The organism is Salinispora cortesiana (genome assembly GCF_000484695.1).
GTDB lineage: Bacteria > Actinomycetota > Actinomycetes > Mycobacteriales > Micromonosporaceae > Micromonospora > Micromonospora cortesiana.
The window spans coordinates 15,107-36,230 of the sequence record NZ_AXVR01000019.1 but is presented as its reverse complement, the minus strand read 5'-3'; the positions used below and the strand labels follow the sequence as shown (position 1 = coordinate 36,230).

The 21,124-nt window shown below is 71.6% G+C and carries 22 protein-coding genes; 15 read left to right on the top strand and 7 right to left on the bottom strand.

What is annotated here, in order from left to right:
• Nucleotides 1–46 precede the first annotated feature (46 nt).
• The gene (locus K228_RS30025; protein ID WP_018743924.1) at nt 47–169 is read right to left on the bottom strand and encodes a hypothetical protein; all 123 of its coding nucleotides are present in this window, start codon (nt 167–169) and stop codon (nt 47–49) included.
• Nucleotides 170–325: 156 nt separating this feature from the next.
• Between K228_RS30025 and K228_RS0111110 the strand changes: the two genes are divergently transcribed.
• The gene (locus K228_RS0111110) at nt 326–1,822 is read left to right on the top strand and encodes a glycoside hydrolase family 3 protein (protein WP_025618505.1); all 1,497 of its coding nucleotides are present in this window, start codon (nt 326–328) and stop codon (nt 1,820–1,822) included.
• A gap of 54 nt (nt 1,823–1,876) precedes the next feature.
• Here the strand turns inward: K228_RS0111110 and K228_RS0111105 are convergent, their stop codons facing one another.
• The gene (locus K228_RS0111105; protein ID WP_025618504.1) at nt 1,877–3,088 is read right to left on the bottom strand and encodes a cysteine desulfurase-like protein; all 1,212 of its coding nucleotides are present in this window, start codon (nt 3,086–3,088) and stop codon (nt 1,877–1,879) included.
• 71 nt (nt 3,089–3,159) lie between these two features.
• Here K228_RS0111105 and K228_RS0111100 point away from each other — a divergent pair, with 71 nt between their 5' ends.
• The 6 genes from K228_RS0111100 (at nt 3,160) to K228_RS0111075 (ending at nt 6,856) form a co-directional block, all read left to right on the top strand.
• Nucleotides 3,160–3,528 carry a hypothetical protein gene (locus tag K228_RS0111100; protein WP_025618503.1) on the top strand — a complete coding sequence of 123 codons (369 nt, stop codon included), beginning with the start codon at nt 3,160–3,162 and terminating at the stop codon, nt 3,526–3,528.
• A 259-nt stretch (nt 3,529–3,787) separates the two neighbouring features.
• A complete protein-coding gene (locus K228_RS0111095) occupies nt 3,788–4,987 on the top strand; it encodes a mechanosensitive ion channel family protein (RefSeq protein ID WP_025618502.1) in 1,200 nt (399 codons plus the stop codon).
• Between the two features lie 337 nt (nt 4,988–5,324).
• Nucleotides 5,325–5,780, top strand: coding sequence for a phage holin family protein (locus K228_RS0111090; protein WP_025618501.1), 456 nt, complete (start codon nt 5,325–5,327; stop codon nt 5,778–5,780).
• Complete coding sequence (locus tag K228_RS0111085) at nt 5,777–6,091, top strand: DUF3618 domain-containing protein (protein ID WP_018722721.1); 315 nt, start codon at nt 5,777–5,779, stop codon at nt 6,089–6,091. Before K228_RS0111090 ends, K228_RS0111085 begins: the two co-directional genes overlap by 4 nt.
• A complete protein-coding gene (locus tag K228_RS0111080) occupies nt 6,088–6,357 on the top strand; it encodes a DUF4235 domain-containing protein (RefSeq protein WP_025618500.1) in 270 nt (89 codons plus the stop codon). Before K228_RS0111085 ends, K228_RS0111080 begins: the two co-directional genes overlap by 4 nt.
• Nucleotides 6,358–6,652: 295 nt before the next feature.
• Nucleotides 6,653–6,856 (top strand): cold-shock protein, encoded by a 204-nt coding sequence (locus tag K228_RS0111075; protein ID WP_013732668.1) that lies wholly within the window; start codon nt 6,653–6,655, stop codon nt 6,854–6,856.
• Between the two features lie 123 nt (nt 6,857–6,979).
• Here the strand turns inward: K228_RS0111075 and K228_RS0111070 are convergent, their stop codons facing one another.
• Nucleotides 6,980–7,219 (bottom strand): hypothetical protein, encoded by a 240-nt coding sequence (locus K228_RS0111070; RefSeq protein WP_025618499.1) that lies wholly within the window; start codon nt 7,217–7,219, stop codon nt 6,980–6,982.
• Nucleotides 7,213–8,196 carry an aldo/keto reductase gene (locus K228_RS0111065; RefSeq protein WP_025618498.1) on the bottom strand — a complete coding sequence of 328 codons (984 nt, stop codon included), beginning with the start codon at nt 8,194–8,196 and terminating at the stop codon, nt 7,213–7,215. The genes K228_RS0111070 and K228_RS0111065 overlap by 7 nt, the downstream gene beginning before the upstream one ends.
• 83 nt (nt 8,197–8,279) lie before the next feature.
• Here K228_RS0111065 and K228_RS0111060 point away from each other — a divergent pair, with 83 nt between their 5' ends.
• Both K228_RS0111060 and K228_RS0111055 read left to right on the top strand, forming a co-directional pair.
• Entirely contained in the window at nt 8,280–9,074 is a 795-nt protein-coding gene (locus tag K228_RS0111060) for a trans-aconitate 2-methyltransferase (RefSeq protein ID WP_025618497.1), read from the top strand.
• Nucleotides 9,071–10,093, top strand: coding sequence for an adenosine deaminase (locus tag K228_RS0111055; RefSeq protein ID WP_025618496.1), 1,023 nt, complete (start codon nt 9,071–9,073; stop codon nt 10,091–10,093). The genes K228_RS0111060 and K228_RS0111055 overlap by 4 nt, the downstream gene beginning before the upstream one ends.
• A 200-nt stretch (nt 10,094–10,293) precedes the next feature.
• Here the strand turns inward: K228_RS0111055 and K228_RS0111050 are convergent, their stop codons facing one another.
• Both K228_RS0111050 and K228_RS0111045 read right to left on the bottom strand, forming a co-directional pair.
• Nucleotides 10,294–11,361, bottom strand: coding sequence for a HAMP domain-containing sensor histidine kinase (locus tag K228_RS0111050; RefSeq protein WP_029723489.1), 1,068 nt, complete (start codon nt 11,359–11,361; stop codon nt 10,294–10,296).
• Nucleotides 11,362–11,390: 29 nt separating this feature from the next.
• The gene (locus K228_RS0111045; RefSeq protein WP_025618494.1) at nt 11,391–12,080 is read right to left on the bottom strand and encodes a response regulator transcription factor; all 690 of its coding nucleotides are present in this window, start codon (nt 12,078–12,080) and stop codon (nt 11,391–11,393) included.
• 73 nt (nt 12,081–12,153) lie between these two features.
• On the opposite strand from K228_RS0111045, the gene K228_RS0111040 reads away from it, so the two are divergent.
• The 3 genes from K228_RS0111040 to K228_RS0111030 all read left to right on the top strand — a co-directional run bounded on the left by K228_RS0111040 (nt 12,154) and on the right by K228_RS0111030 (nt 15,837).
• Nucleotides 12,154–13,074: an ADP-ribosylglycohydrolase family protein gene (locus K228_RS0111040; RefSeq protein ID WP_025618493.1), complete on the top strand. Its 921-nt coding sequence runs from the start codon at nt 12,154–12,156 to the stop codon at nt 13,072–13,074.
• An 87-nt stretch (nt 13,075–13,161) separates the two neighbouring features.
• Nucleotides 13,162–15,177, top strand: coding sequence for a threonine--tRNA ligase (gene thrS, locus K228_RS0111035; protein WP_025618492.1), 2,016 nt, complete (start codon nt 13,162–13,164; stop codon nt 15,175–15,177).
• 147 nt (nt 15,178–15,324) lie between these two features.
• Nucleotides 15,325–15,837 carry an HIT family protein gene (locus K228_RS0111030; RefSeq protein WP_080671576.1) on the top strand — a complete coding sequence of 171 codons (513 nt, stop codon included), beginning with the start codon at nt 15,325–15,327 and terminating at the stop codon, nt 15,835–15,837.
• A 102-nt stretch (nt 15,838–15,939) separates the two neighbouring features.
• Here K228_RS0111030 and K228_RS0111025 read toward each other — a convergent pair whose 3' ends face one another.
• Nucleotides 15,940–18,093, bottom strand: a complete 2,154-nt coding sequence (locus K228_RS0111025; RefSeq protein ID WP_025618490.1) for an elongation factor G-like protein EF-G2 — start codon at nt 18,091–18,093, stop codon at nt 15,940–15,942.
• Between the two features lie 248 nt (nt 18,094–18,341).
• Here K228_RS0111025 and pgsA point away from each other — a divergent pair, with 248 nt between their 5' ends.
• From pgsA to K228_RS0111010, 3 genes are read left to right on the top strand one after another with little or no spacing between them, the layout of a single operon-like run.
• Nucleotides 18,342–18,977 carry a phosphatidylinositol phosphate synthase gene (gene pgsA / locus K228_RS0111020; RefSeq protein ID WP_025618489.1) on the top strand — a complete coding sequence of 212 codons (636 nt, stop codon included), beginning with the start codon at nt 18,342–18,344 and terminating at the stop codon, nt 18,975–18,977.
• Between the two features lie 22 nt (nt 18,978–18,999).
• Nucleotides 19,000–19,932, top strand: a complete 933-nt coding sequence (locus K228_RS0111015; RefSeq protein WP_025618488.1) for a phosphatidylinositol mannoside acyltransferase — start codon at nt 19,000–19,002, stop codon at nt 19,930–19,932.
• A gap of 16 nt (nt 19,933–19,948) precedes the next feature.
• On the top strand, nt 19,949–21,109 hold the full coding sequence (locus tag K228_RS0111010) for a glycosyltransferase family 4 protein (RefSeq protein WP_025618487.1): 1,161 nt from the start codon (nt 19,949–19,951) through the stop codon (nt 21,107–21,109).
• Nucleotides 21,110–21,124 lie beyond the last annotated feature (15 nt).

Sequence of the window (21,124 nt, the reverse complement as noted above, 5' to 3'; positions counted from 1 at the left end):
GCCCGCGTCAGCGTTCTCGGCGGACCAGTGGCGAGTCGGGGCGGGCTCAGCGGCGGAACATCGCTCGGATCGCGGCGACCAGCAGTAGGCCGCCCACCACCACGCCGAGGAGGCGTACGCCGGGGATGTCGGCCGGGCCCGTCGCCTCGGCCAGGAGTTCGGAGTCCATCCCTGAACTCTCCCTGGGCCGGTCGTCGCCCAGCAACTGTTAGGTTTATTGACTATTTATTTGGGTGATGTGACCATGGCAGAGCGTCGCCGCCGGGGCGTAGAGATTGGGGAGGGACATGACCGATCGGATTTCCGAGTGGCCCGAGGTGGCCGCGTGAGCACACGTGAGGCACACCTTGCATCCCTGGCCGCCACCGTCCTCCAACCGGGATTCGTTGGTACCACCGCCCCGTCCTGGGTGCGCCGTTGGTTGGGGGAGGGGCTCGGCGCGGTGGTGCTCTTCGCCCGCAACGTGGTCGACTCGGAGCAGGTCGCCGCGCTGACCGCGACACTGCGCGCGGAGCGGCCGGACGTCATCGTCGCCATCGACGAGGAGGCCGGTGACGTGACCCGGATCGAGTCGGGTCTCGGCAGTTCCCGCCCCGGCAACCTGGCCCTCGGGGTGATTGACGACCCGCTCCTGACCGAGGAGGTGGCCAGCGACCTCGGTGCGGAGCTGGCGGCGCTCGGGATCACCTTGAACTACGCGCCGGACGCCGATGTCAACTCCAATCCAGACAACCCGGTGATCGGAGTCCGTTCCTTCGGTGCGGACCCGAACCTGACCGCCCGGCACACCGCCGCCTGGGTGCGGGGCCTACAAGCCGGCGGCGTCGCGGCCTGCGCCAAACACTTTCCCGGGCACGGTGACACCCAGGTCGACTCCCATCACGGCCTGCCCCGGATCGCCGGTGACCGGAGCCGGCTGGACGCGGTGGAGCTGACCCCGTTTCGCGCCGCGCTCTCCGCCGGGGTGCAGGCGGTCATGACCGGTCACCTGTTCGTGCCCGCGCTGGACCCAGACCTACCGGCCACCCTGAGCCACCGGATCCTCACCGGCCTGCTCCGGGACGAGTTGGGCTTCGCCGGGGTCGTGGTGACCGACGCGGTGGAGATGCGCGCGGTCGCCGACCGGTACGGCTTCACCGGCGCCGCGGTCCGGGCCCTGGCGGCGGGGGCCGATGCCATCTGCGTCGGTGGCGAGCACGCCGACGAGGACGCGGCCCGGCGGCTGCGGGACGCGATCGTGGCCGCCGTCGCGGCGGGAGAACTGCCCGAGGAACGCCTCGTCGAGGCGGCCAAGCGGGTCGACCAACTCGCCGCCGCCACCGCCGCCCGCCAGGCCGGCTGGCCGGACCGCCCAGCGGCCGGCAGCGGCTCGGCGGTGGGGTTCGCCGCCGCCCGTCGGGCGGTCCGGGTAACGACGGCTGGTGCCGGGCTGGGCACGCTGCCGCTGGCCGGCCCCGCCCACGTGGTCGAGTTCGCATCGCCCCGCAACCTTGCGATCGGCACGGAGACACCGTGGGGCGTCGCCGCGCCCCTGGCAGCTCTGCTGCCGGGCACCACCACCGTTCGGTATGCCGAGGCCGAGGTGCCCCCGGACCTCATCACCGAAGCCGGTGGTCGCCACCTCGTCCTCGTCGTCCGTGACCTACACCGGCACCCGTGGATGCGGGCGGCCGTGACGCGCGCTCTGGCCGGCCGCCCGGATGCCGTCGTCGTCGAGTTGGGCCTGCCCGAACTGGTCACCGGGGCGGTGCACGTCGCCACCCACGGCGCGACCCGTGCCGGCAGCCGGGCCGCGGCGGAGCTCCTGACCGGGATCGGCTGATCCCGGGCCGAAGGGCCTGCTGACCAGGACCGGCTGATCGGGGGCCGTGGCGGGTCAGCGGTCGGGGGAGAGCCTCGCCACCTCGTCGAGTAGCCGGTCCACTTCGGTGCGAGTGTTGTAGTGGTACAGGCTGACGCGTACCGCCCCGCCGCTGTCCCGCAGCCCCAACGTCTGGAAGTACTCGTAGGCGTAGTAGTCACCGGCGGAGAGGCAGAACCCCGCCGCGCCGAGCGCCGCCTGGGTCTCGGCCGGAGACCGGCCAGCCAGCCGGAACGAGACCGTGGGGCAGCGCCGGGCCGGCGAGCCAAGCACGGTGACCCCGGGCAGGCTGGCGAGACCGTCGAGCAGTCGCTCCAACAGCCCCTCCTCGTACGCGCGGGCCGCGCTCAGACTGCTCCGCAGCCGCTCCCGCCGGCTCCCGGTGGCCGTCGGATCCAGCCCGGCGAGGTGGTCCACGGCGACGGCGGCCCCGGCCAGCAGCGGAAAGCTGGGCGTGCCGTACTCGAATCGATCGGGTACGGAGTCGGCGGCGGGGCGCAGCTTCGCCGGGTGCAGGCGCTCCCAGCAGGCCGGATCCGCCGCCACCGCGGCTACGTGCGGGCCAGACCACTTGTAGGCGCTGGTGACCAGGAAGTCCGCGCCCAACGCGGTGCGGTCGGTCGGACCGTGCGGCACCGAGTGCACACCGTCCACACAGACCAGCGCTCCGACGGCGTGAGCTGCCTTGGCGATCGCCGCCACCTCGGGCATCGAGCCGATCGCATTGCTGGCGGCGGTGACCGCCACCAACCGGGTCCGTTCGTTGACCAGATCGGAGTACTGGCCGGCCGGCAGCTCACCGGTGCGCGGATCGAACTCCGCCCACCGTACGGTTGCGCCCACCGCCTCGGCTTCCTGGATCCACGGCCGGACGTTGGCGTCGTGGTCGAGTCGGGACACCACCACCTCATCCCCTGGCCGCCAGGTCGAGCCGAGGGCGCGGGCCAGGGTGTAGGTGAGCGCGGTCGCGCTCGGTCCCAGCACCACCCCCTCCGGATCCGCCCCGAGCAGGTCGGCCAGGGCCGTACGGGCGGCGGCCACCAGCTCCAGCGAGCGTCGGCCGGGAAGGTTGCCGCCGCTGCGGTTGCTCAGCGCCGTACCCATCGTCTCAGCCACCGCGGCGATCACCGGCGCGGCGGTCTGGGTTCCTCCGGCACCGTCGAAGTGGATGTGCCCCTGCGCCAGGGCGGGATACGCGGCCCGAGTGCGGGCGATGTCGAACGGCATGAGCGGACCTTAACCCGCGCTGCGGAAGTCGGCGGAGAGTCGGTACGGCGGCCGTCTCGTACCCTTGGGCCGTGACGAACCGACGCGTTCCCCTCCCCCCGAAAACCCCCCGTCGGGCCGCCGGCCTCCTCGTCGGCCTAGCGCTCGGTGCCGCCGTGCTGGCCGGCTGTGGCTCCTCCGATGGGGTCTCCACCGACTGTGGGCTGGATGGCTGCATGGTCACCTTCGACCGCGAGGCCAACGCCGAGGCCAGCATTCTCGGCGTCCAGGCCAAGCTGATCGGCGCCCAGGACGACCAGGTGACCGTTGAGGTCGCCGGCGAGCAGCTCACCCTCACCACCGGGCAGCCGGCCGCCGAGGTCGGTGGGCTCTCGGTCACGCTGGACAACGTCAGCGCCGACCAGGTCGCTATCCGCCTGGCGCAGGGCTCGGGGGGCTGAGCGCCCGGAGTCCCCGTTCGCCCTGGGGTGGATTCCCTAATCGCCCCAGGGCGGCGTTGCTGCGGCTACTGCCGGCGGCGTGGCGTACGGTAGCTCCGGGCAGGTGCTATCAGCGTCGTTGCTCCGGCATCCCCGCCGACGCCTTCTGCCTCCTCCGCGGTCGTGACCAGAAGGTCTGAACTGGTCGGCCTGGCCGATCGCCGGCACCATTGGGCCTTCGCCGGGCGTCCCGACGCCCGGTTGGTGAGGAGGAGAGACCGTGCAGAGCTACCTCGGGACGATCATCGCCGCGCTTGCCGCCGCGGCGGGCGCCCTGTTAGTGGTCGGCGTCACGCACCGGATAGCCCGGCGGCTCGGCCAGCGTTCACTGCTGCTGACCGGGCTGGCCCAGCACGCGCACCGCGCGTTCCAGGTGGCGACGACCATCCTTGCCGTGCAGTTCGCCGTGCGGTTCACCACCGGCTACGCGACCGGCACCAGCTGGCGTCAGGCCCTGCTGCACATCCTGGTGCTCGGGGTGATCGCTGCCACCGCCTGGCTGGTTGCCGCGTTGCTGGTGGTGGTCGAGGACACCGCGCTCGCCCGGTTCCAGGCCGAGGTGGCGGACAACCGGCACCGCCGGATTCGTACCCAGGTGGTGCTCCTGCGTCGGTTGACCATCGCGGTGGTTGTCTTCCTGGCGCTCGGCGTGATGCTGATGACCTTCCCGGCCGTCCGCGGGATCGGTGCTGGGGTGCTGACCAGCGCCGGTGTGGTCGGTGTGGTGGCGGCGTTGGCCGCGCAGAGTCTGCTGGGCAACGTCTTCGCCGGCCTCCAGCTCGCCTTCAGCGACGCCGTACGCCTCGGCGACGTGGTGGTCGTGGACGGGGAGTGGGGTCGGATCGAGGAGCTGACCCTCAGCTATGTGGTGTTGCGAATCTGGGACGACCGGCGGCTGATCCTGCCCACGTCGTACTTCACCAGCAAGCCGTTTCAGAACTGGACCCGGAGCGAGGCCGCCGTGCTCGGCACCGCCGAGTTCGATGTTGACTGGTCGATCTCGGTGCAGGCGATGCGGGAGGAGCTGCGTCGCCTGGCGGAGAGCAGCGAACTGTGGGACGGCAGAGTCTGTGTGTTGCAGGTGATCGACGCGACCGGCGGCATGATCAAAGTGCGCGCGTTGGTCAGCGCGGCGAACGCCGGCAACCTCTGGGACCTGCGCTGCCTGGTTCGTGAGCACCTGGTTGCCTGGGTGTGGAAGCAGCGGCCGACCGCGATGCCCCGAATGCGGGCCGAGGTCGGTGATGCCGGGGGCGGCCAGCCGTGGCAGTGGGCCTCGCCCCGCCGCCCGCCCCAGGCGGGCCTGCTCGCCGACGGTGCCGGGTCCGACGATGCGCGGATCTTCGGCGGCAGCGAGGATGGCGCCGCCCGCAGCGAGGCCTTCGTCGGCCCGGACGAGCCGGCCGAGTCTCGTCGCTGACCGGGCTCCGCCCCGCCGCTGACCGGCTCTGTCCTGCCGCTGACCGGCTTCGCCCGCTGTTTGACCGCCTCCGTGCTGCCGGCTGGTCGGTCGGACCGACGGGGCCGCGACGGGCATCCGCCGCGATCGTCGGCTGCGCCGGCTTGGCCGGGGGAGTTAGCGTGACATGGTCGGGCGGGGGACGTTGGGCCGAGTGCGGCAACGTTTGGAACGGCGTTTTGGGGGGACCTGCTGCGCGACCCCATGACCTGCGCCGCGCGTTGGCGGAAATCGGGCGACGGATCGACGGACGGCTCCTTAGGGGCATGAAGCGCGGTGACGAGGAGAGAAGGACAGCATGGCTGACGTGGCGAACGCCCGCCCAACCCAGGCCGGGAGCGAGCCGTCCACCGCCGAACTGGTGCAGCGGGCCACCGAGCAGGTCTCCCGGCTGGTCCGCGACGAGCTGGCGCTGGCCCGCGCGGAGCTGGCCCAGAAGGGGAAGCACGCCGGGATCGGTGTCGGCCTCTTCGGCGGCGCTGGGGTGCTGGCGCTGTACGGGCTCGGTGCGCTCGCGGCAGCCGTGATCCTGCTGCTCGCCCTGGTCCTGCCCGCCTGGGTGGCCGCCCTGATCGTCGCGGTGGTGCTCTTCGCCGCCGCCGGGGTCCTCGCCCTGGTCGGTAAGAAGCAGGTCACCCAAGCGGTCCCGCCGATGCCGGCGAGCACGGTGCGCAGCGTCCGGGCGGATGTCGACACCGTCGCCGCAGCGATGAAGGATGGGAAAGCCGCGGCGCAGGACGGGAGGCAGGCATGACGGGTAACGGGCGGGCCAGTGGGGACACCGAGGCCCTCCGCGAGGAGATCCGGCGGACCCGGGTCGAACTCAGCGAGACCATGGAGGCGCTGGCCGCCAAGGCCGACGTGAAGAAGCGGCTGCGTTCCTCGACTGAGCAGGCGAAGGAGCGGATGCGGGAGCAGGCGACCGTGGCGGTGGCCCGGGTGCGCGGGCGGGCCCGCCCGCGCGGTGAACGGGTCCACGGCAGCCCGGTGCCGTTCACCGCGTTGGCCGCGGGCGCGGTGGCCGCCGTCGTCGTACTGATGATCGTCCGAGGGAGGCGTCGGTGAGCAGAGGGTTGGGTAAGACCGCGTACAAGCCGGTCGGCATTCTGTTGGGTTTCGCCGCCGGGGCCGCGGCGGGCGCCATCTTCGAGCAGGTGTGGAAGGTGGCGGGTGCTGGCGCGGCACCGAACGCCACCGACGAGGACCGCGGTTGGGGTGAGATCCTGGCCGCGGCGGCGTTGCAGGGGGCGATCTTCGCGGTTGTCCGGGCGGCGGTGGACCGGGGTGGGGCGGTGGGGATGCGCCGGATCACCGGCAACTGGCCAAAGTGATCTTGGCTCGGTTGAGCTGGCCTCCTCGCCGAAATTGGACGAGGTGGGGCCTTTCCGTCGGTTTGCGGGGGCCGGCAGGGCCGATCTTTGGCAGCCGACAGGTCACATGTCAGAGAATTTCGTCCGGTAGGCTGTGCAGAGTTTTTGCGTACGTGGTTTGCTGTTCCACGCTGTTGAAGAGATGGCGTGGGTTGAGAGAAGTCTCCTTCATGGGGGCCGCCTCAGGCGCCGCTGCTCGAAAACGGCCAACCGGCCGCACGGCGTGCACGGCCGCCAGTTTTAGAAGGAGATACACATGGCGCAGGGAACCGTGAAGTGGTTCAACGCTGACAAGGGCTTCGGCTTCATCACCGTCGACGGCGGGGGTGCTGACGTGTTCGTCCACTTCTCGGCCATCCAGTCCAGCGGCTACCGCACGCTGGAGGAGAACCAGCGGGTGGAGTTCGAGATCGCCCAGGGTCAGAAGGGTCCGCAGGCCGAGCAGGTCCGCCCCCTCTGAGCTAAGCCGACCGGCGCACCGCCGGTCAGTGGCTGATCCGGCTCGCCCGGATCGACACGAGGCCCCGCACCCCGTTCCGGGGTGCGGGGCCTCGTTGTTTTTCAGGTTCGGTTGGGTGGGGGTTCAGCGGCGGCGGGTGCGTAGACCGAGCCAGAGCGAGGCCAACCCGGCGAGCGCGAGCGCCGGACCGGCGACGGCCCAGAGCCGCACGTCGGTCATCACGCTGCCCTCGATGTATCCCAGCCCCTGCACCGTCCAGAGGGCGCCGAGCACCACGGCCAGCAGCCCGAGGGCCAGCGCCAGCCAGCCCCGCAGGACGAATTCGCGTTCGCGCCCGCCGGGGGCGCTTGTCTCGTTCACCATCGGTCGTGCACCTGCGGCCGGACCAGGTCGTCGTACACGTCGGTGACGACCGAGCGTTCCTGGTCGGAGAGGGCGGGCTGGCCGGCGCTCTCGGCGTTTCGCCGGGCCTGGGTCACGTCGCGGGCACCGGGGATCACCACCGTCACCCCAGGCTGGTCGATCACCCAGCGCAGCGCGAACTGCGCCATCGTCCGCTCCGTGCCGACCAGCGGCGCGAGCCGGCGGACAGCGGCCAGGCCGAGGGTGAGGTCGACGCCGGCGAAGGTCTCCCCGACGTCGAACGCCTGGCCCTGCCGGTTGTAGGTGCGGTGGTCGTCCGGGGCGAAGGTGGTGTGTTCGTCGTAGCGGCCGGAGAGTAGCCCGCTGGCCAGCGGTACCCGGGCGATGATGCCGACGCCGGCCTCGGCAGCAGCCGGTAGGACCCGCTCCAGGGGTTTGTGGCGTAGCGCGTTGAGAATGATCTGGACGCTGGCCACTCCGGGCCGAGCGATTGCGGTGAGCGCCTCCGCGCAGGTCTCTACACTCACGCCGTATCCGGCGATCCGTTCCTCGGCCACCAACGTGTCGAGGGCGTCGAAGACCGCGTCGTCGGCGAAGACCGGGGTCGGTGGGCAGTGCAGTTGCACCAGGTCGAGGGTGTCGACCCCGAGGTTCCTCCGGGACCGGTCGGTCCACTCGCGGAAGTGGGCGAGGGTGTACGCCTCGGGCCGCTGCTCCACCCGCCGGCCCATCTTCGTCGCGACGGTGAGGCCGGCGTCGGGTCGGGCGCGCAGGAACTGGCCGATCAGCGTCTCGCTGCGCCCGTCGCCGTAGACATCGGTGGTGTCGAGGAAGGAGACCCCGGAGTCGACGGCGGCGGCGAGGACGCGCAGGGCGGCCTGCTCGCTGACGGTGCCCCAGTCGGCTCCGAGCTGCCAGGTGCCGAGGCCGACCACGCCGACGGCGCGGTTTAGCCGGGGAAAGGTGCGCTGCTCCATGAGGTGAGCCTAGTGATTCGGGCTGGTCCGAACTCACGGTGGGCCGTAGTCTAAACAAGACGTACGTACGGTTTGGGGGAGTCATGTGGGATCCGACAACATACCTGCGCTACGGCGACGAACGGGCCCGGCCGTTTCGTGACCTGCTTGCCCGGGTGCCGACCGCCCGACCCCGGTCGGTGGTCGACCTCGGCTGCGGACCGGGCACGCTGACCACCATCCTCGCCGAACGCTGGCCCGACAGTCGGGTCACCGGCATCGACGCCGCACCGGAGATGATCGACCGGGCCGCCATGCTGGACAGCCCGGTGGAGTTCGCCGTCGCCGACGTCCGACACTGGCGCCCGGGCCGGGACCAGGACGTGGTCATCTGCAACGCCGTGCTCCAGTGGATACCCGAGCATCGGGACCTGCTCACCCGCTGGGCTCGGGAGCTGCCGGCCGGCGCCGTCCTCGCGGTGCAGGTGCCGGGTAACTTCGACGCGCCGTCGCACCAGGCACTGCGGACGGTGGCCAACCGCCCGGCCTGGCGTACGGTGCTCGGCCCACTGCTCCGCACCGCGCCCGTGGACGACGCGGTCGGCTATGCCCGGCTGCTGGGCGCCGAGGGTTGCGTGGTGGACGCCTGGGAGACTAGCTACGTGCACCTGCTTCCGGCTCCGGTCGACGCCGACCATCCGGTGCTGAGCTGGATGGAGGGGACCGCGCTGCGTCCGGTGCGCGCCGCGCTCGACCCCACCGGCTGGGCCGACTTTCGGAGGGAACTGAGCGCACGGCTGGCGGAGGCGTACCCGGTGCGGCAGGGCCAGGTGTGCTTTTCGTTCCGTCGCGTCTTCTTCGTTGCCCGTACCGCCGCCCGCGTAGAGGAGAACCTGTGACCGACCTGTCCACTTTCATCGCCGGCCTGCCCAAGGTTGAGTTGCACGTGCACCACGTTGGCTCCGCCTCGCCCCGGATCGTTGCCGAGTTGGCCGCTCGGCACGAGGGGCGCAGTCCGGTCCCGGCCGACCCGGCGGCCCTCGCCGACTACTTCGCCTTCCGCGACTTCGCGCACTTCGTCGAGGTCTACCTGAGCGTGGTGGACCTGATCCGGGATCAGGAGGATGTCTGGCTGCTCACCCACGAGGTGGCCCGAGAACTGGCCCGTCAGCAGGTCCGCTATGCGGAGCTGACGGTCACCCCGTACTCGCACGTGCACCGTGGCATTCCCGCGCCGGCGTTCTGCGAGGCGATCGAGGACGCCCGCAAACGGGCAGCGGCCGACTTCGGTATCGAGCTGCGCTGGTGCTTCGACATCCCAGGGGAAGCCGGCCTGCCGGCGGCCGAGGAGACCCTGCGAATCAGCCTGGACGAGCGCCCCGATGGTCTGATCAGTTTCGGGTTGGGTGGCCCGGAGGTCGGTGTGCCCCGACCCCAGTTCAAGCCGTACTTCGATCAGGCCCGTGCGGCCGGCCTTCGGTCGGTGCCGCACGCGGGGGAGACCACCGGGGCGCAGACCGTCTGGGACGCGCTGCGTGACCTGGGCGCCGAGCGGCTCGGGCACGGCATCTCGGCGGTCGAGGACCCGGAACTGCTCGAGTTCCTGGCCGAGCGGCAGCTTGCCCTGGAGGTGTGTCCGACCTCCAACGTCCGCACCCGCGCGGTGGCCCGCATCGAGGAGCACCCGTTGCCCCGGTTGGTCGAGGCCGGGTTGTTGGTCACGATCAACTCCGATGACCCGCCGATGTTCGGCACCACCCTCAACGACGAGTACGCGGTGGCCGCCCGGCTGCTTGATCTCGGTCCGCAGGGCCTGGCCGCGCTGGCCCGCAACGCGGTGACCGCCTCCTTCCTCGACCCCGCGAGCAAGCAGCGGATCGCTGGGGAGATCGACGCCTACCTGGCGAACGCGTCCTGAAGGGGTGCGCGCGGCGGGGAGGAGGGGGGAACGGGTTCCCGCCGCGCGCACGGCTTCACCGGTCGAGGCTGCCTGGGCGGCGGGCCGGTGAAGTGGTGGGTTCGCCCTCTGATCATGGCAGGCCCGCGTTGGCGCAGCGCCGGTGTTAAGCGGGATCTAAGGAGAACTTACGCCCGGGCACAGCTCGGATAGCTCAACGATCAGCCGGGGCGGTACCGGTTCCAGCGTCGGCCGCTGTCGGCTTGGTCGCGGGCCTCCCGGGTCCGCCGCCCCACCAGGCCGAACCGGCTGACCTGCCGCGGTGTCGCCTCCGGGTCGGCCAGCAGCATCACCACGCTCGCCCCGCCCATTCGGGCGCGGTCGATGCTGACCGAGCCGTTGGCTTGCACCGCGACCCGCTTCACGATGTCCAGGCCGAGCCCGGTCGAGCCACGGTCGCTGGCACCCCGGCGTAGCGCCCGGTCCGGGTCTGCTACGCCCGGCCCGGCGTCGTCGATTCGGATGGCGACGTATCCGTCCCGCCGCGAGACCGCCACCTCGAACGCCGTGCCCTGGGCTGTGTAACGAAAGACGTTGCCGATCACCGCGTCCAGCGCGGCGGCCAACTCCGCGCGCGGCACCGGAGCCGGGATGCGCAGCTGCGCCCCGGTGACCCGGAACGGCCGATTCTGGTCGCCGGCCAGCGCGGACCAGAACCGCATCCGTTCCCGGACCACCTCGCTGACATCGCAGCTGCCCGGCGCGGTCTCCTGCGTGGCCGCCTTTCGGGTCGTCTTGATCAACTGGTCGACCTCGTCCTCCAGCGTGGCGATCGCCTGTCGGATCCGCCGGATTCCACGCCGACGATCCAGCTCTGCCTCGCTGAAGATTCCGATGCTGGTGTCGTCCGGGTCCAGCGCCTCGGCGTCCAGCCGAAGCGCGGTCAGTGGCGTGCGTAGCCGGTGGGACAGGTCGGCCACCAGTTCCCGCTCGTCTGCGCGAGTGGCGACGAGGTGCTCGGCCATCCGGTTGAATGCGTATCCGGCCGCAACCAACTCGCGTGGACCGCTCGGCTCCACCCGGACGTTGAGGTCGCCCGCGCCGAGGGCCAGCGCTCCGTGCGCCAGATCCCGGGCCGCGCGTGCCGTGCGGGCCGCCACGCGATCAACCACCAACACCGCGGTGGCGACCAGCGTCGCCCCCACGCCGACCGGAAGCCACCACGGGCTCCCGTCGCCGAGGCTGGTGGCCGACAGCACCAGGAACGTGAGGGCCGTGAGCGTGCACATACCCGCCACGACCAGGGCCAGTGACCACCTCAGCCGGGCGCTACCAGTCGGAGGCCCACCCCCCGCACGGTGCGCAGGTAGCGCGGCTTCGCCGCGGTCTCGCCCATCTTGCGACGCAGCCAGTAGAGGTGAACGTCGATGGTCTGGTCCTCGCCGACCGACGGTTGTCGCCATACCTCCTCCAAGAGTTCCCGGCGAGACACTACCCGGCCCGGTCGTGCGGCCAGGTACGCCAGCAGGTCGAACTCCTTGCGGGTCAGCGCCAACGGCTCCCCGTCCAACTCGGCGCTGCGTTCGCCGACGTCGATGCGGAGCCCACCAACCTCGTGCACCGCGGGCTGGACCGACCGGCTGGCCCGACCGGCCCGCCGCAACACGGTCGTGATCCGAGCGTCCAGATGTGCACCGGTGAACGGTTTGACCATGTAGTCGTCGGCACCGGCGCGCAGCAGCCGGACGACCGACTGTTCGTCGTCGCGCGCAGTGGCGATGATGATCGGGACATCGGTGATACCCCGCAGCATCCGCAGGGCGTCGGAACCATCGAGGTCGGGCAGGCCCAGATCGAGTACGACGAGGTCGGGTGTCTCCGCCGCCACCCGACGCAGGGCCTCGAGTGCGGTGCCAACGGCGTGTACGGCGTGCCCCCGGCCGGTGAGGGAGCGCAGCATTGCGCCGCGGACGACGTGATCGTCTTCGACCAAGAGCACAGTGGCCACCCCAAGACGGTACTCGGCGCGGCAAGGAGGTCGCGTTGCGGCACCGCGGTGGAACCGGCAAGCTGGTACAACGATGTCCTTCACCCTCTTCGCCGACACGAGACTCGCGCTCGCCCGGGACGCGTTGGCCGGGCTGTCGGTCGGTGACGCGCTCGGCTCCCAGTTCTTCGTCCCCGGTCGCCGGTCGGCCGACCTGGCCGCCGGCCGGCTCCCGCCGTCCCCGTGGGCCTGGACCGACGACACCGAGATGGCCTGCTCGGTCGTCGCCGCGCTCGCCGAGACCGGGCGGATCGACCGCGACGCGCTCGCCCTGGCCTTCGCCGAGCGGTGCGAACCGTACCGGGGCTACGGTCCGGGAGCGGTCGGCATCCTGCGGCTTATCCGCACCGGCACCCCGTGGCCGGTGGCCGCGGCCTCCGCCTTCGCCGGGCAGGGCTCCTGCGGCAACGGCGCCGCGATGCGGGTCGGCCCGCTCGGGGCGTACTTCGCTGACTCGAGCAGCCGCGCGGCGGCCCAGGCCCGCGCCTCGGCCGAGGTGACCCACGCTCACCCGGAGGGCATCGCCGGTGCCGTCGCGGTGGCCGTGGCGGCGTCGCTCGCCGCCCGGGGGCGACTGGACGGCCACCGCCCGGAGCCAGCGCGACTGCTCGCTGGAGTGGCCGCCGCGCTGGACTCAGCGAGCGAGGTGCACCGGGGGGTCCGGCGGGCCGCCGGTCTGCTCGGCCGCCACCCGGAGGCGGCCGTCGCCGAACTCGGCAACGGGTCGCGGGTCACCGCGCCGGACACCGTCGCCTTCACCTGCTGGGTCGCCGCCAGTCACCTCGACGACTACCCGGCAGCCGTGCGGGTCTGCGTCGAGGCGGGCGGGGACGTGGACACCACCAGTGCGATCGTCGGCGCGATCGTCGCCGCGTACACCGGGGTCGGCACCCCAGCCGGAGTGCCGACCGAGTGGCTGTCCGCCCGCGAACCGCTGCCGGACTGGTTGCCCTGAGTGCCGGCGGTCCGGCCGCGGCGGGTGCGCGGCGGGTCGACCGATAACATCGGCAGCGAGTCGTACCGTCTGCCCTGAGGAGTCACCGTGTCCGCACCCCGTAACCCCGTTGTGGCCGACCCCGTCGTCGTGGCCGCCGGGACGACGGCGGCCGACGCGGTCGCGGCGGCCGGACTGCCGATGACCGGTCGCAGCGCGGTCGTGGTGGTGCGGGACCCGCGGGGCCAGCTTCGCGACCTGGACTGGACTCCGGAGCAGGAGACCGCGGTCGAGCCGGTGGGCATCGACACCCCGGACGGGCTGGCCGTGCTGCGGCACTCCACGGCCCACGTGCTCGCCCAGGCCGTGCAGGATCTCTTTCCCGAGGCGAAGCTGGGCATCGGTCCGCCGATCGAGAACGGCTTCTACTACGACTTCGCGGTTGACCAGCCGTTCCAGCCGGCGGATCTGACGAAGCTGGAAAAGCGGATGCAGGAGATCATCAAGTCCGGTCAGCGGTTCCGTCGCCGCCGCTTCCGGGACCGGGACGAGGCCCGCGGTGAGCTCGCGGCCGAGCCGTTCAAGCTGGAGCTGATCGAGCTCAAGGGCGACGGGCTGGACTCCTCCCAGGTGATGGAGGTTGGTGGCGGGGAGCTGACCAGCTACGACAATCTCGCCGCCGACACGGACAAGGTCTGCTGGTCGGACCTGTGCCGTGGGCCACATCTGCCGAACACCCGACTGATCGGGGCGTTCAAGCTGATGCGCTCGGCCGCCGCGTACTGGCGTGGTTCGGAGAAGAACCCACAGCTACAGCGGGTGTACGGCACCGCGTGGCCGACCCGGGACGAGCTGAAGGCGTACCTGCGGTTGCTGGAGGAGGCCGCCCGGCGGGACCACCGCAAGCTCGGCGCCGACCTCGACCTGTTCAGCTTCCCCGACGAGGTCGGCTCCGGCCTGCCGGTGTTCCACCCCAAGGGCGGCGTGCTCAAGCGGACGATGGAGGACTACGTCCGGGCCCGGCACGTCGAGGAGGGTTTCGACTACGTCGGCACCCCGCACATTTCGAGGGAGGGCCTTTTCCACACCTCGGGCCACCTGCCGTACTACGCCGACGGGATGTTCCCGCCCATGCAGTTCGAAGGGGCGGACTATTACCTCAAGGCGATGAACTGCCCGATGCACAACCTGATCTATCGGTCGCGCGGGCGCTCCTACCGGGAACTGCCGATGCGGCTGTTCGAGTTCGGCTCGGTCTACCGCTACGAGAAGTCCGGCGTCATCCACGGGTTGACCCGGGTGCGGGGCTTCACCCAGGATGACTCGCACTCCTACTGCACCAAGGAGCAGGCGCCAGCGGAGATCAAGCACCTGCTGGCCTTCGTGCTCGGCCTCCTGCAGGACTTCGGCATCACCGATTTCTTTCTCGAACTGTCCACCCGGGACGAGACCAAGCCGGACAAGTTCGTCGGCTCCGCCGAGGACTGGGCGACGGCGACGGCGGTGCTGGAGCAGTGCGCCCGGGACACCGGGCTCGAGCTGGTGCCGGATCCGGGGGGCGCGGCCTTCTACGGCCCGAAGATCTCCGTCCAGGCCAAGGACGCCATCGGTCGTACCTGGCAGATGTCGACGATCCAGTACGACTTCAACCAGCCGGCGGGCTTCGGGCTGGAGTACCAGGCAGCCGACGGTAGCCGCCAGCAGCCGATCATGATTCACTGCGCGAAGTTCGGCTCGATCGAGCGCTTCATCGGCGTACTCACCGAGCACTATGCCGGAGCGTTCCCGGCCTGGCTGGCGCCGGTGCAGGTGGTCGGCATCCCGATTCGCACAGAGCACACCGAGTACCTCGACGGTTTCGTCGCCGCGCTGCGTGCGGCCGGTGTGCGGGCCCAGGTCGACGCCGGTGACGACCGGATGCAGAAGAAGATCCGGACCGCCCAGCAGCAGAAGATTCCGTTCATGGTGATCGCTGGCGACGACGACGTGGCGGCGGGCACCGTGTCGTTCCGTTACCGGGACGGCTCCCAACGCAACGGTGTGCCGGCGGCCGAGGCGGTCAACCACGTCCTCGATGTGGTCAACTCCCGCGCCAACCAGGGGCCTTCTGCGGCTGAGGGGTGACGGGCGTCCGGGGCGCCGGAAAGACCCGACGCCGGTACCCGGCCCGCCCGTCGGGCCGGTCGGGTACGGCGAGCTTCGGCACACCCGGCGCGGGGCCGTAGGATCGCTGCTGTGACTGGGGCGGAGGAACACACCGACAGCGACGCTATGGCCGACGGCCTGGACCGGCTCTGGACGCCCCATCGGATGACCTACATCTCCGGCGGGGACCGGCCCGAGGGTGGATACGAGCGGCCGGGCGGCTGCCCCTTCTGTCTCGCCCCGCAGCGGTCGGAGCCGGAGAACCTGGTCGTGGCGCGGGGCGAGCACGTGTTCGTGGTGCTCAACCTGTACCCGTACAACCCGGGGCACCTGCTGGTCTGCCCCTACCGGCACGTTGCCGACTACACCGACCTCGACGACCGGGAGACGGCGGAGCTGGCCGCCGTCACCCAGACCGCGATGCGCGTCATCCGTAAGGTCAGCAGTGCCCATGGCTTCAACCTCGGGATGAACCAGGGCGGGGTCGCCGGTGCCGGCATCGCCGCGCACCTGCACCAGCACGTGGTGCCCCGGTGGGGCGGTGACGCCAACTTCATGCCGGTGATCGGCCGTACCAAGGTCCTGCCGCAGTTACTCGGCGACACCCGGGCGCTGCTGGCCAGCGCCTGGCCCTCCTGACTCCGCGGTCCCGTGGTGCCGGCCACCCACGTCTGGTCGGCAGGCGCGAGGGTCATCGGCCCGATGGCGGACCGAAGGCGGTGACCACCTCGCGGTACGCGTTCAGCCGCGCGCCGCGCGGACCCGGTCGGCTCGGTGGCTGGGCATGGGTTCGTAGCGGGCGAACTCGCGGCGGAAGGTGCCCGTACCGGCGGTCATCGAGCGCAGCTCCACGGCGTAGCGGAGGAGTTCGGTCGCGGCCACCTCGGCGCGGACCAGCGTTCGTCCCTCGGCGGTGGTGTCGGGTTCGGTGCCGAGCACCCGGCCGTGTCGGCCGGAGAGGTCGCCCAACACCGCGCCGACCGACGCGTCGGGCACCCGGATGACCACCTCGTCAACCGGTTCCAGCAACGTCGGCTGGCCCTTGTCGGCCGCGTCCTTGAGCGCCAGCGCACCGGCGGTCTGGAATGCCGCGTCGGAGGAGTCGACGCTGTGCGCCTTCCCGTCCACGAGCGTCACCCGCAGGTCCACCAGGGGGGCGCCGGCCGTCAGCCCACGCTCCAGCTGGGCCCGGACCCCCTTCTCCACCGACGGGATGTAGTTGTGCGGTACGGCTCCGCCCACCACCCGGCTGACGAACTCGAAGCCGGCGCCGCGGGGTAGCGGCTCCACCTCGATGTCGCAGACCGCGTACTGGCCGTGCCCACCGGACTGCTTGACGTGCCGGCCGTGCCCCTTGGCCGACACGGTGAACGTCTCCCGCAGGGCGACCCGGACCGGTGTCGTGTCCAGCTCCACGCCACCGCTGCGCAACCGTTCCAGCACCACGTCGGCGTGCGCCTCACCCATGCACCAGAGCACCAGCTGGCGGGTCTCGCTGTCGCGGTGCAGCCGCAGGGTGGGGTCACCGGCTACCAGCCGGGCGAGGTTGCGGGCGAGCGCGTCCTCATCGGCCCGGGTGTGCGCCACGATCGCCACCGGCAGCAGCGGCTCCGGCATCTCCCAGGGGGCGACCAGCAGCGGGTCGTCCTTGGCCGAGATGGTGTCGCCGGTCTCCGCGCTGCCGGACTTGGTGAGGGCACAGAGGTCACCGGCGCCCCCGGCGCGTACCTCGCGCAGCGCCGCGCCGAGCGGTGAGTAGAGGTGGCCGACCCGCTCGTCGGCGTCGTGGTCCGGGTGGCCGCGGTCGGCCAGACCATGCCCGGAGACGTGCACGACCTGTTCGGGGCGGAGCGTGCCGGAGAAGACCCGGACCAGGGAGACCCGCCCGACATGCCGGTCGATGGTGGTCTTGACCACCTCGGCGACCAGCGGCCCGGCCGGGTCGCAGGTCAGCGGGGGGCGGGGCGTGCCGTCCACCCCGGTTACCGCCGGGAGGTCGTGCTCCAGTGGTGCGGGGAAGGCCGCGGTGAGCACTTCCAAGAGGGCGTCGAGCCCGACCCCGGTCTGCGCGCAGACCGGCACCACGGGATAGAAGTGACCGCGCGCGACCGCCTTCTCCAGATCCTCGACGAGGATGTCGGTGCCGATCTCGGCACCTTCGAGGTACCGGTCCATGAGGGTCTCGTCCTCGCTCTCAGCGATGATCCCCTCGATCAGTTCGTTGCGGGACTCGACGATCGCCGGCAGGTGTTCCGGGTCCGGCTGCCGCACCTCGGCGGGCAGCCCGGCGGTGTAGTCGAGGACCCGGCGGGTGATCAGCCCGAGCAGGCCGGCGGTGGAGACGCCGTCGTCGCCGAGCATCGGCAGGTAGAGCGGGAGCACGTTGTCGCCGAACACCCGCTGGCAGAGGGCGACCGCCTCGTCGAAGTCCGCGCGCGGGTGGTCCAGCCGGGAGACGGCCACCGCCCGGGGCATGTTGACGGCCGCGCACTCCTCCCACAGCGCGGCGGTCGTGGCGTCCATCCCGTCCACGGCGGAGACGACGAAGAGCGCGGCGTCTGCGGCCCGCAGCCCGGCGCGTAGCTCGCCGACGAAGTCGGCGTAGCCGGGGGTGTCCAGCAGGTTGACCTTGATCCCGTCGTGCACGAGCGGCGCGCAGGCCAGGGTCACCGACCGCTGTTGGCGGATGGCAGCCGGATCGTGGTCGCAGGTGGTGGTGCCGTCGGTGACGTTCCCGGCGCGGCCGATCGTGCCGGTCGCCGCGAGCAACTCCTCGACCAGGGTCGTCTTGCCGGCACCGGAGTGCCCGACGAGCACCACGTTACGGATGTCTCGGGGGTGGGTCACCGCCGGTACCGCGCCGGTGACCCCCTTGTCCTGACTCTTCTGCGCCATTGGCGCACCTCCCTCAGCCGGTGTGTGGTGGCGACCGCCGCGCGCGAGAGAAGCGGCCTGGGGCGGGTGCGCGGCGATATCCTCCGGGGTACTGCTGCCAAGCGGGAACGGGATGGGTGTAGCGGTGAGCTGCCTCACCTTTCTGGGTCGATCAGACACCCCGATGCCCGGATGGCACAAGTTCCCTCGGGCGGGTCGCCCGACCGTCCGTACCGCCGGGGGCACCGGACCGTTATCGTGGGACCGCCATGGCGAAGATCTTCCAAGTGACGGCCCGTGCGGGCATGACCCGCGTCGTCGAACCGGTCGCGCGCCGCCTGCTTCGTGCGGGCGTGACCCCCAACACGGTTACCGTGACGGGCACCCTCGGGGTGCTCGTCGGAGCACTCGGCTTCGGAGCCCGCGGGCATCTCGTCGCCGGCGCGTTGATCGTCACCGTTTTCGCCCTCACCGATCTGCTGGACGGGACGATGGCCCGGATGAGCGGTGGCTCCACCCGGTTCGGGGCGTTCCTCGACTCGAGTATGGACCGGGTCGCCGACAGCGCGGTCTTCGGTGCGGTGGCCTACTACCTCTCCACCGAGGGCGACCACTCGGGGGTCGCCGCCGCGCTGCTCTGTCTGGCCGCCGGTGGACTCGTCTCGTATGTGAAGGCGCGGGCCGAAGGGCTTGGCCTGACCTGCAACGTGGGCATCGCCGAACGCACGGAGCGGCTGCTGATCGTCGGTGTCGGGGGCCTGCTGGCCGGGCTGGGCCTGAAGGTCGCCCTGCCGGTCGCGCTCTGGCTGCTCGCCGCCGTCTCGATCGTCACGGTGGGGCAGCGGATGGCCCACGTGTACCGGCAGGCCCAGCAGCTCCCCACCGCCTCGGGCGGGCAGGGGTGAGGGCGACCGAGGGGCGGCGCCGGTGAACCTCACCGAGCTGGCCTACCTCACGGGGTGGCGTGCGGTACGGGCACTGCCCCGGCCGGTGGCAGCCACCGTCTTCCGGGCGGGAGCCGACCGCGCCCACCGGCGCGGTGGTGGGGGCGCGGCTCGACTCCGCGCCAACCTGCGCCGGGTGGTGGGTCCGGAGGTTCCCGAGGCTGAGCTGGACGACCTGGTCCGAGCCGGGCTGCGCTCCTACGCCCGGTACTGGATGGAGATGTTCCGACTGCCGACGCTGAGCCGGGCCGAGGTGCTCGCCGGATTCCGGCTCGACCGCGAGGAGTTGCTCGCCGCGGATGTGGCCGCCGGTCGGGGCGCGATCGTGGCGCTGCCGCACTCCGGCAACTGGGACATGGCGGGTGCCTGGGTCGCGGCGATGGGCTGGCCGATCGCCACCGTCGCCGAGCGGCTCAAGCCCGAGGGGATCTACCGGCGTTTCCTCGCATTCCGGCAGGCGCTGGGGATGGAGATCCTGCCCACCCGCGGTGGCGAACGGCCCGCCTTCGACGTGCTGGTCGACCGGGTGAACGCCGGCTACGTGGTGCCACTGCTCGCCGACCGGGACCTCTCGGCCCGCGGTGTGAATGTCGACTTCTTCGGTTCCCCTACCCGGATGCCGCCCGGCCCGGCCCTGCTGGCGCTCCGCACCGGTGCGCCGCTCTACGTCGCCTCCTTGTGGTACGAGCCGGAGGTGGCGTGTGCCACGATCGAGGGGCCACTGGAACTGCCCGGACCCGAGCAGGGCCCGCTTGACGTACGGGTGCGGATACTGGCCCAGCGGGTCGCCGACGGTCTGGCGGCGGGCGTAGCCCGACATCCGCAAGACTGGCACATGTTGCAACGGATGTGGCTGGACCAGCGCGCCACACCGAACGGCGCGGCGCGGCCCTCGCCGCCTACTGGACAGGTCTGAGGGGAGGGGCGCCAACGTGCGGATCGGCATCGTGTGCCCGTACTCCCTGGATGTGCCCGGCGGTGTGCAGAATCACGTGATGGACCTCGCCGAGGCGCTGATCGGGCTCGGGCACGAGGTGAGCGTCCTGGCCCCCGCGGACGAGGAGTCGGAGCTACCGCCGTACGTGGTGCCGGCCGGTCGGGCGGTTCCGTTGCCGTACAACGGCTCGGTGGCGCGGGTCGCCTTCGGCCCGGTCTCCACCGCGCGGGTCCGCCGCTGGATCAACCGGGGCGACTTCGACGTGTTGCACGTGCACGAGCCGCTGACGCTGAGCCTGTCGATGCTGGCCGTGCTCTGCGCGCGGGGGCCGGTGGTAGCGACCTTCCACACGGCGATGACGCGTTCCCGGGTGCTCGCTGCCGCCCAGGGGGTACTCCAGATCGTGCTGGAGCGCATCACCGCCCGGATCGCGGTGAGTGCCCTGGCCCGCAAGGTGCAGGTTGAGCACATGGACGGCGGGGCGGTGGAGATCCCGAACGGGGTGGCTGTCGCGAAGTTCGCCGATGCCCAGCCGTTGCCGGGCTGGCCGGGGTCGTGCACTCCCGGCCACGCCGGCACGGTCGGTTTCCTCGGCCGCTTCACCGAAGCCCGCAAGGGCTTCCCGGTGCTGCGGGACGCGTTCGTGTCGTTGGCCGCGGAGCGTCCGGGGCTGCGCCTGCTGGTCGCCGGCCCCGGTGATCCAGCCGATCTGTACGGCCAGTTCCCGGTCGAGCTGCGGGATCGAATCACCTTTCTCGGGCTGGTCTCCGAGGCGGACAAGGCGCGGATGCTGCGCAGTGTCCACCTATACGTGGCACCGAACACGGGCGGGGAGTCGTTCGGCATGATCCTCACCGAGGCGCTCGCGGCGGGGACCGCTGTCGTGGCGAGCGATCTCGACGCGTTTCGCCGGGTGCTGGACCGGGGGCGCGCCGGCCGCCTGTTCCGTACCGGCGATTCGGCGGCGCTGCGGGCGGCGCTGGCCGACCTCCTGGACGACGCGGACGCGCGGACCGAGCTGACCGCCTACGCGGATCAGGTGGTGGCGAATTTCGACTGGCCCACGGTTGCCCGCCGGATTCTCGAGGTGTACACAGCCGCGATCGAGGCCGCTGACGGCCGGGTGATCGACCAGGAGTGGGCGGGGCTGGGCTGACCGGTGGCACGGCGG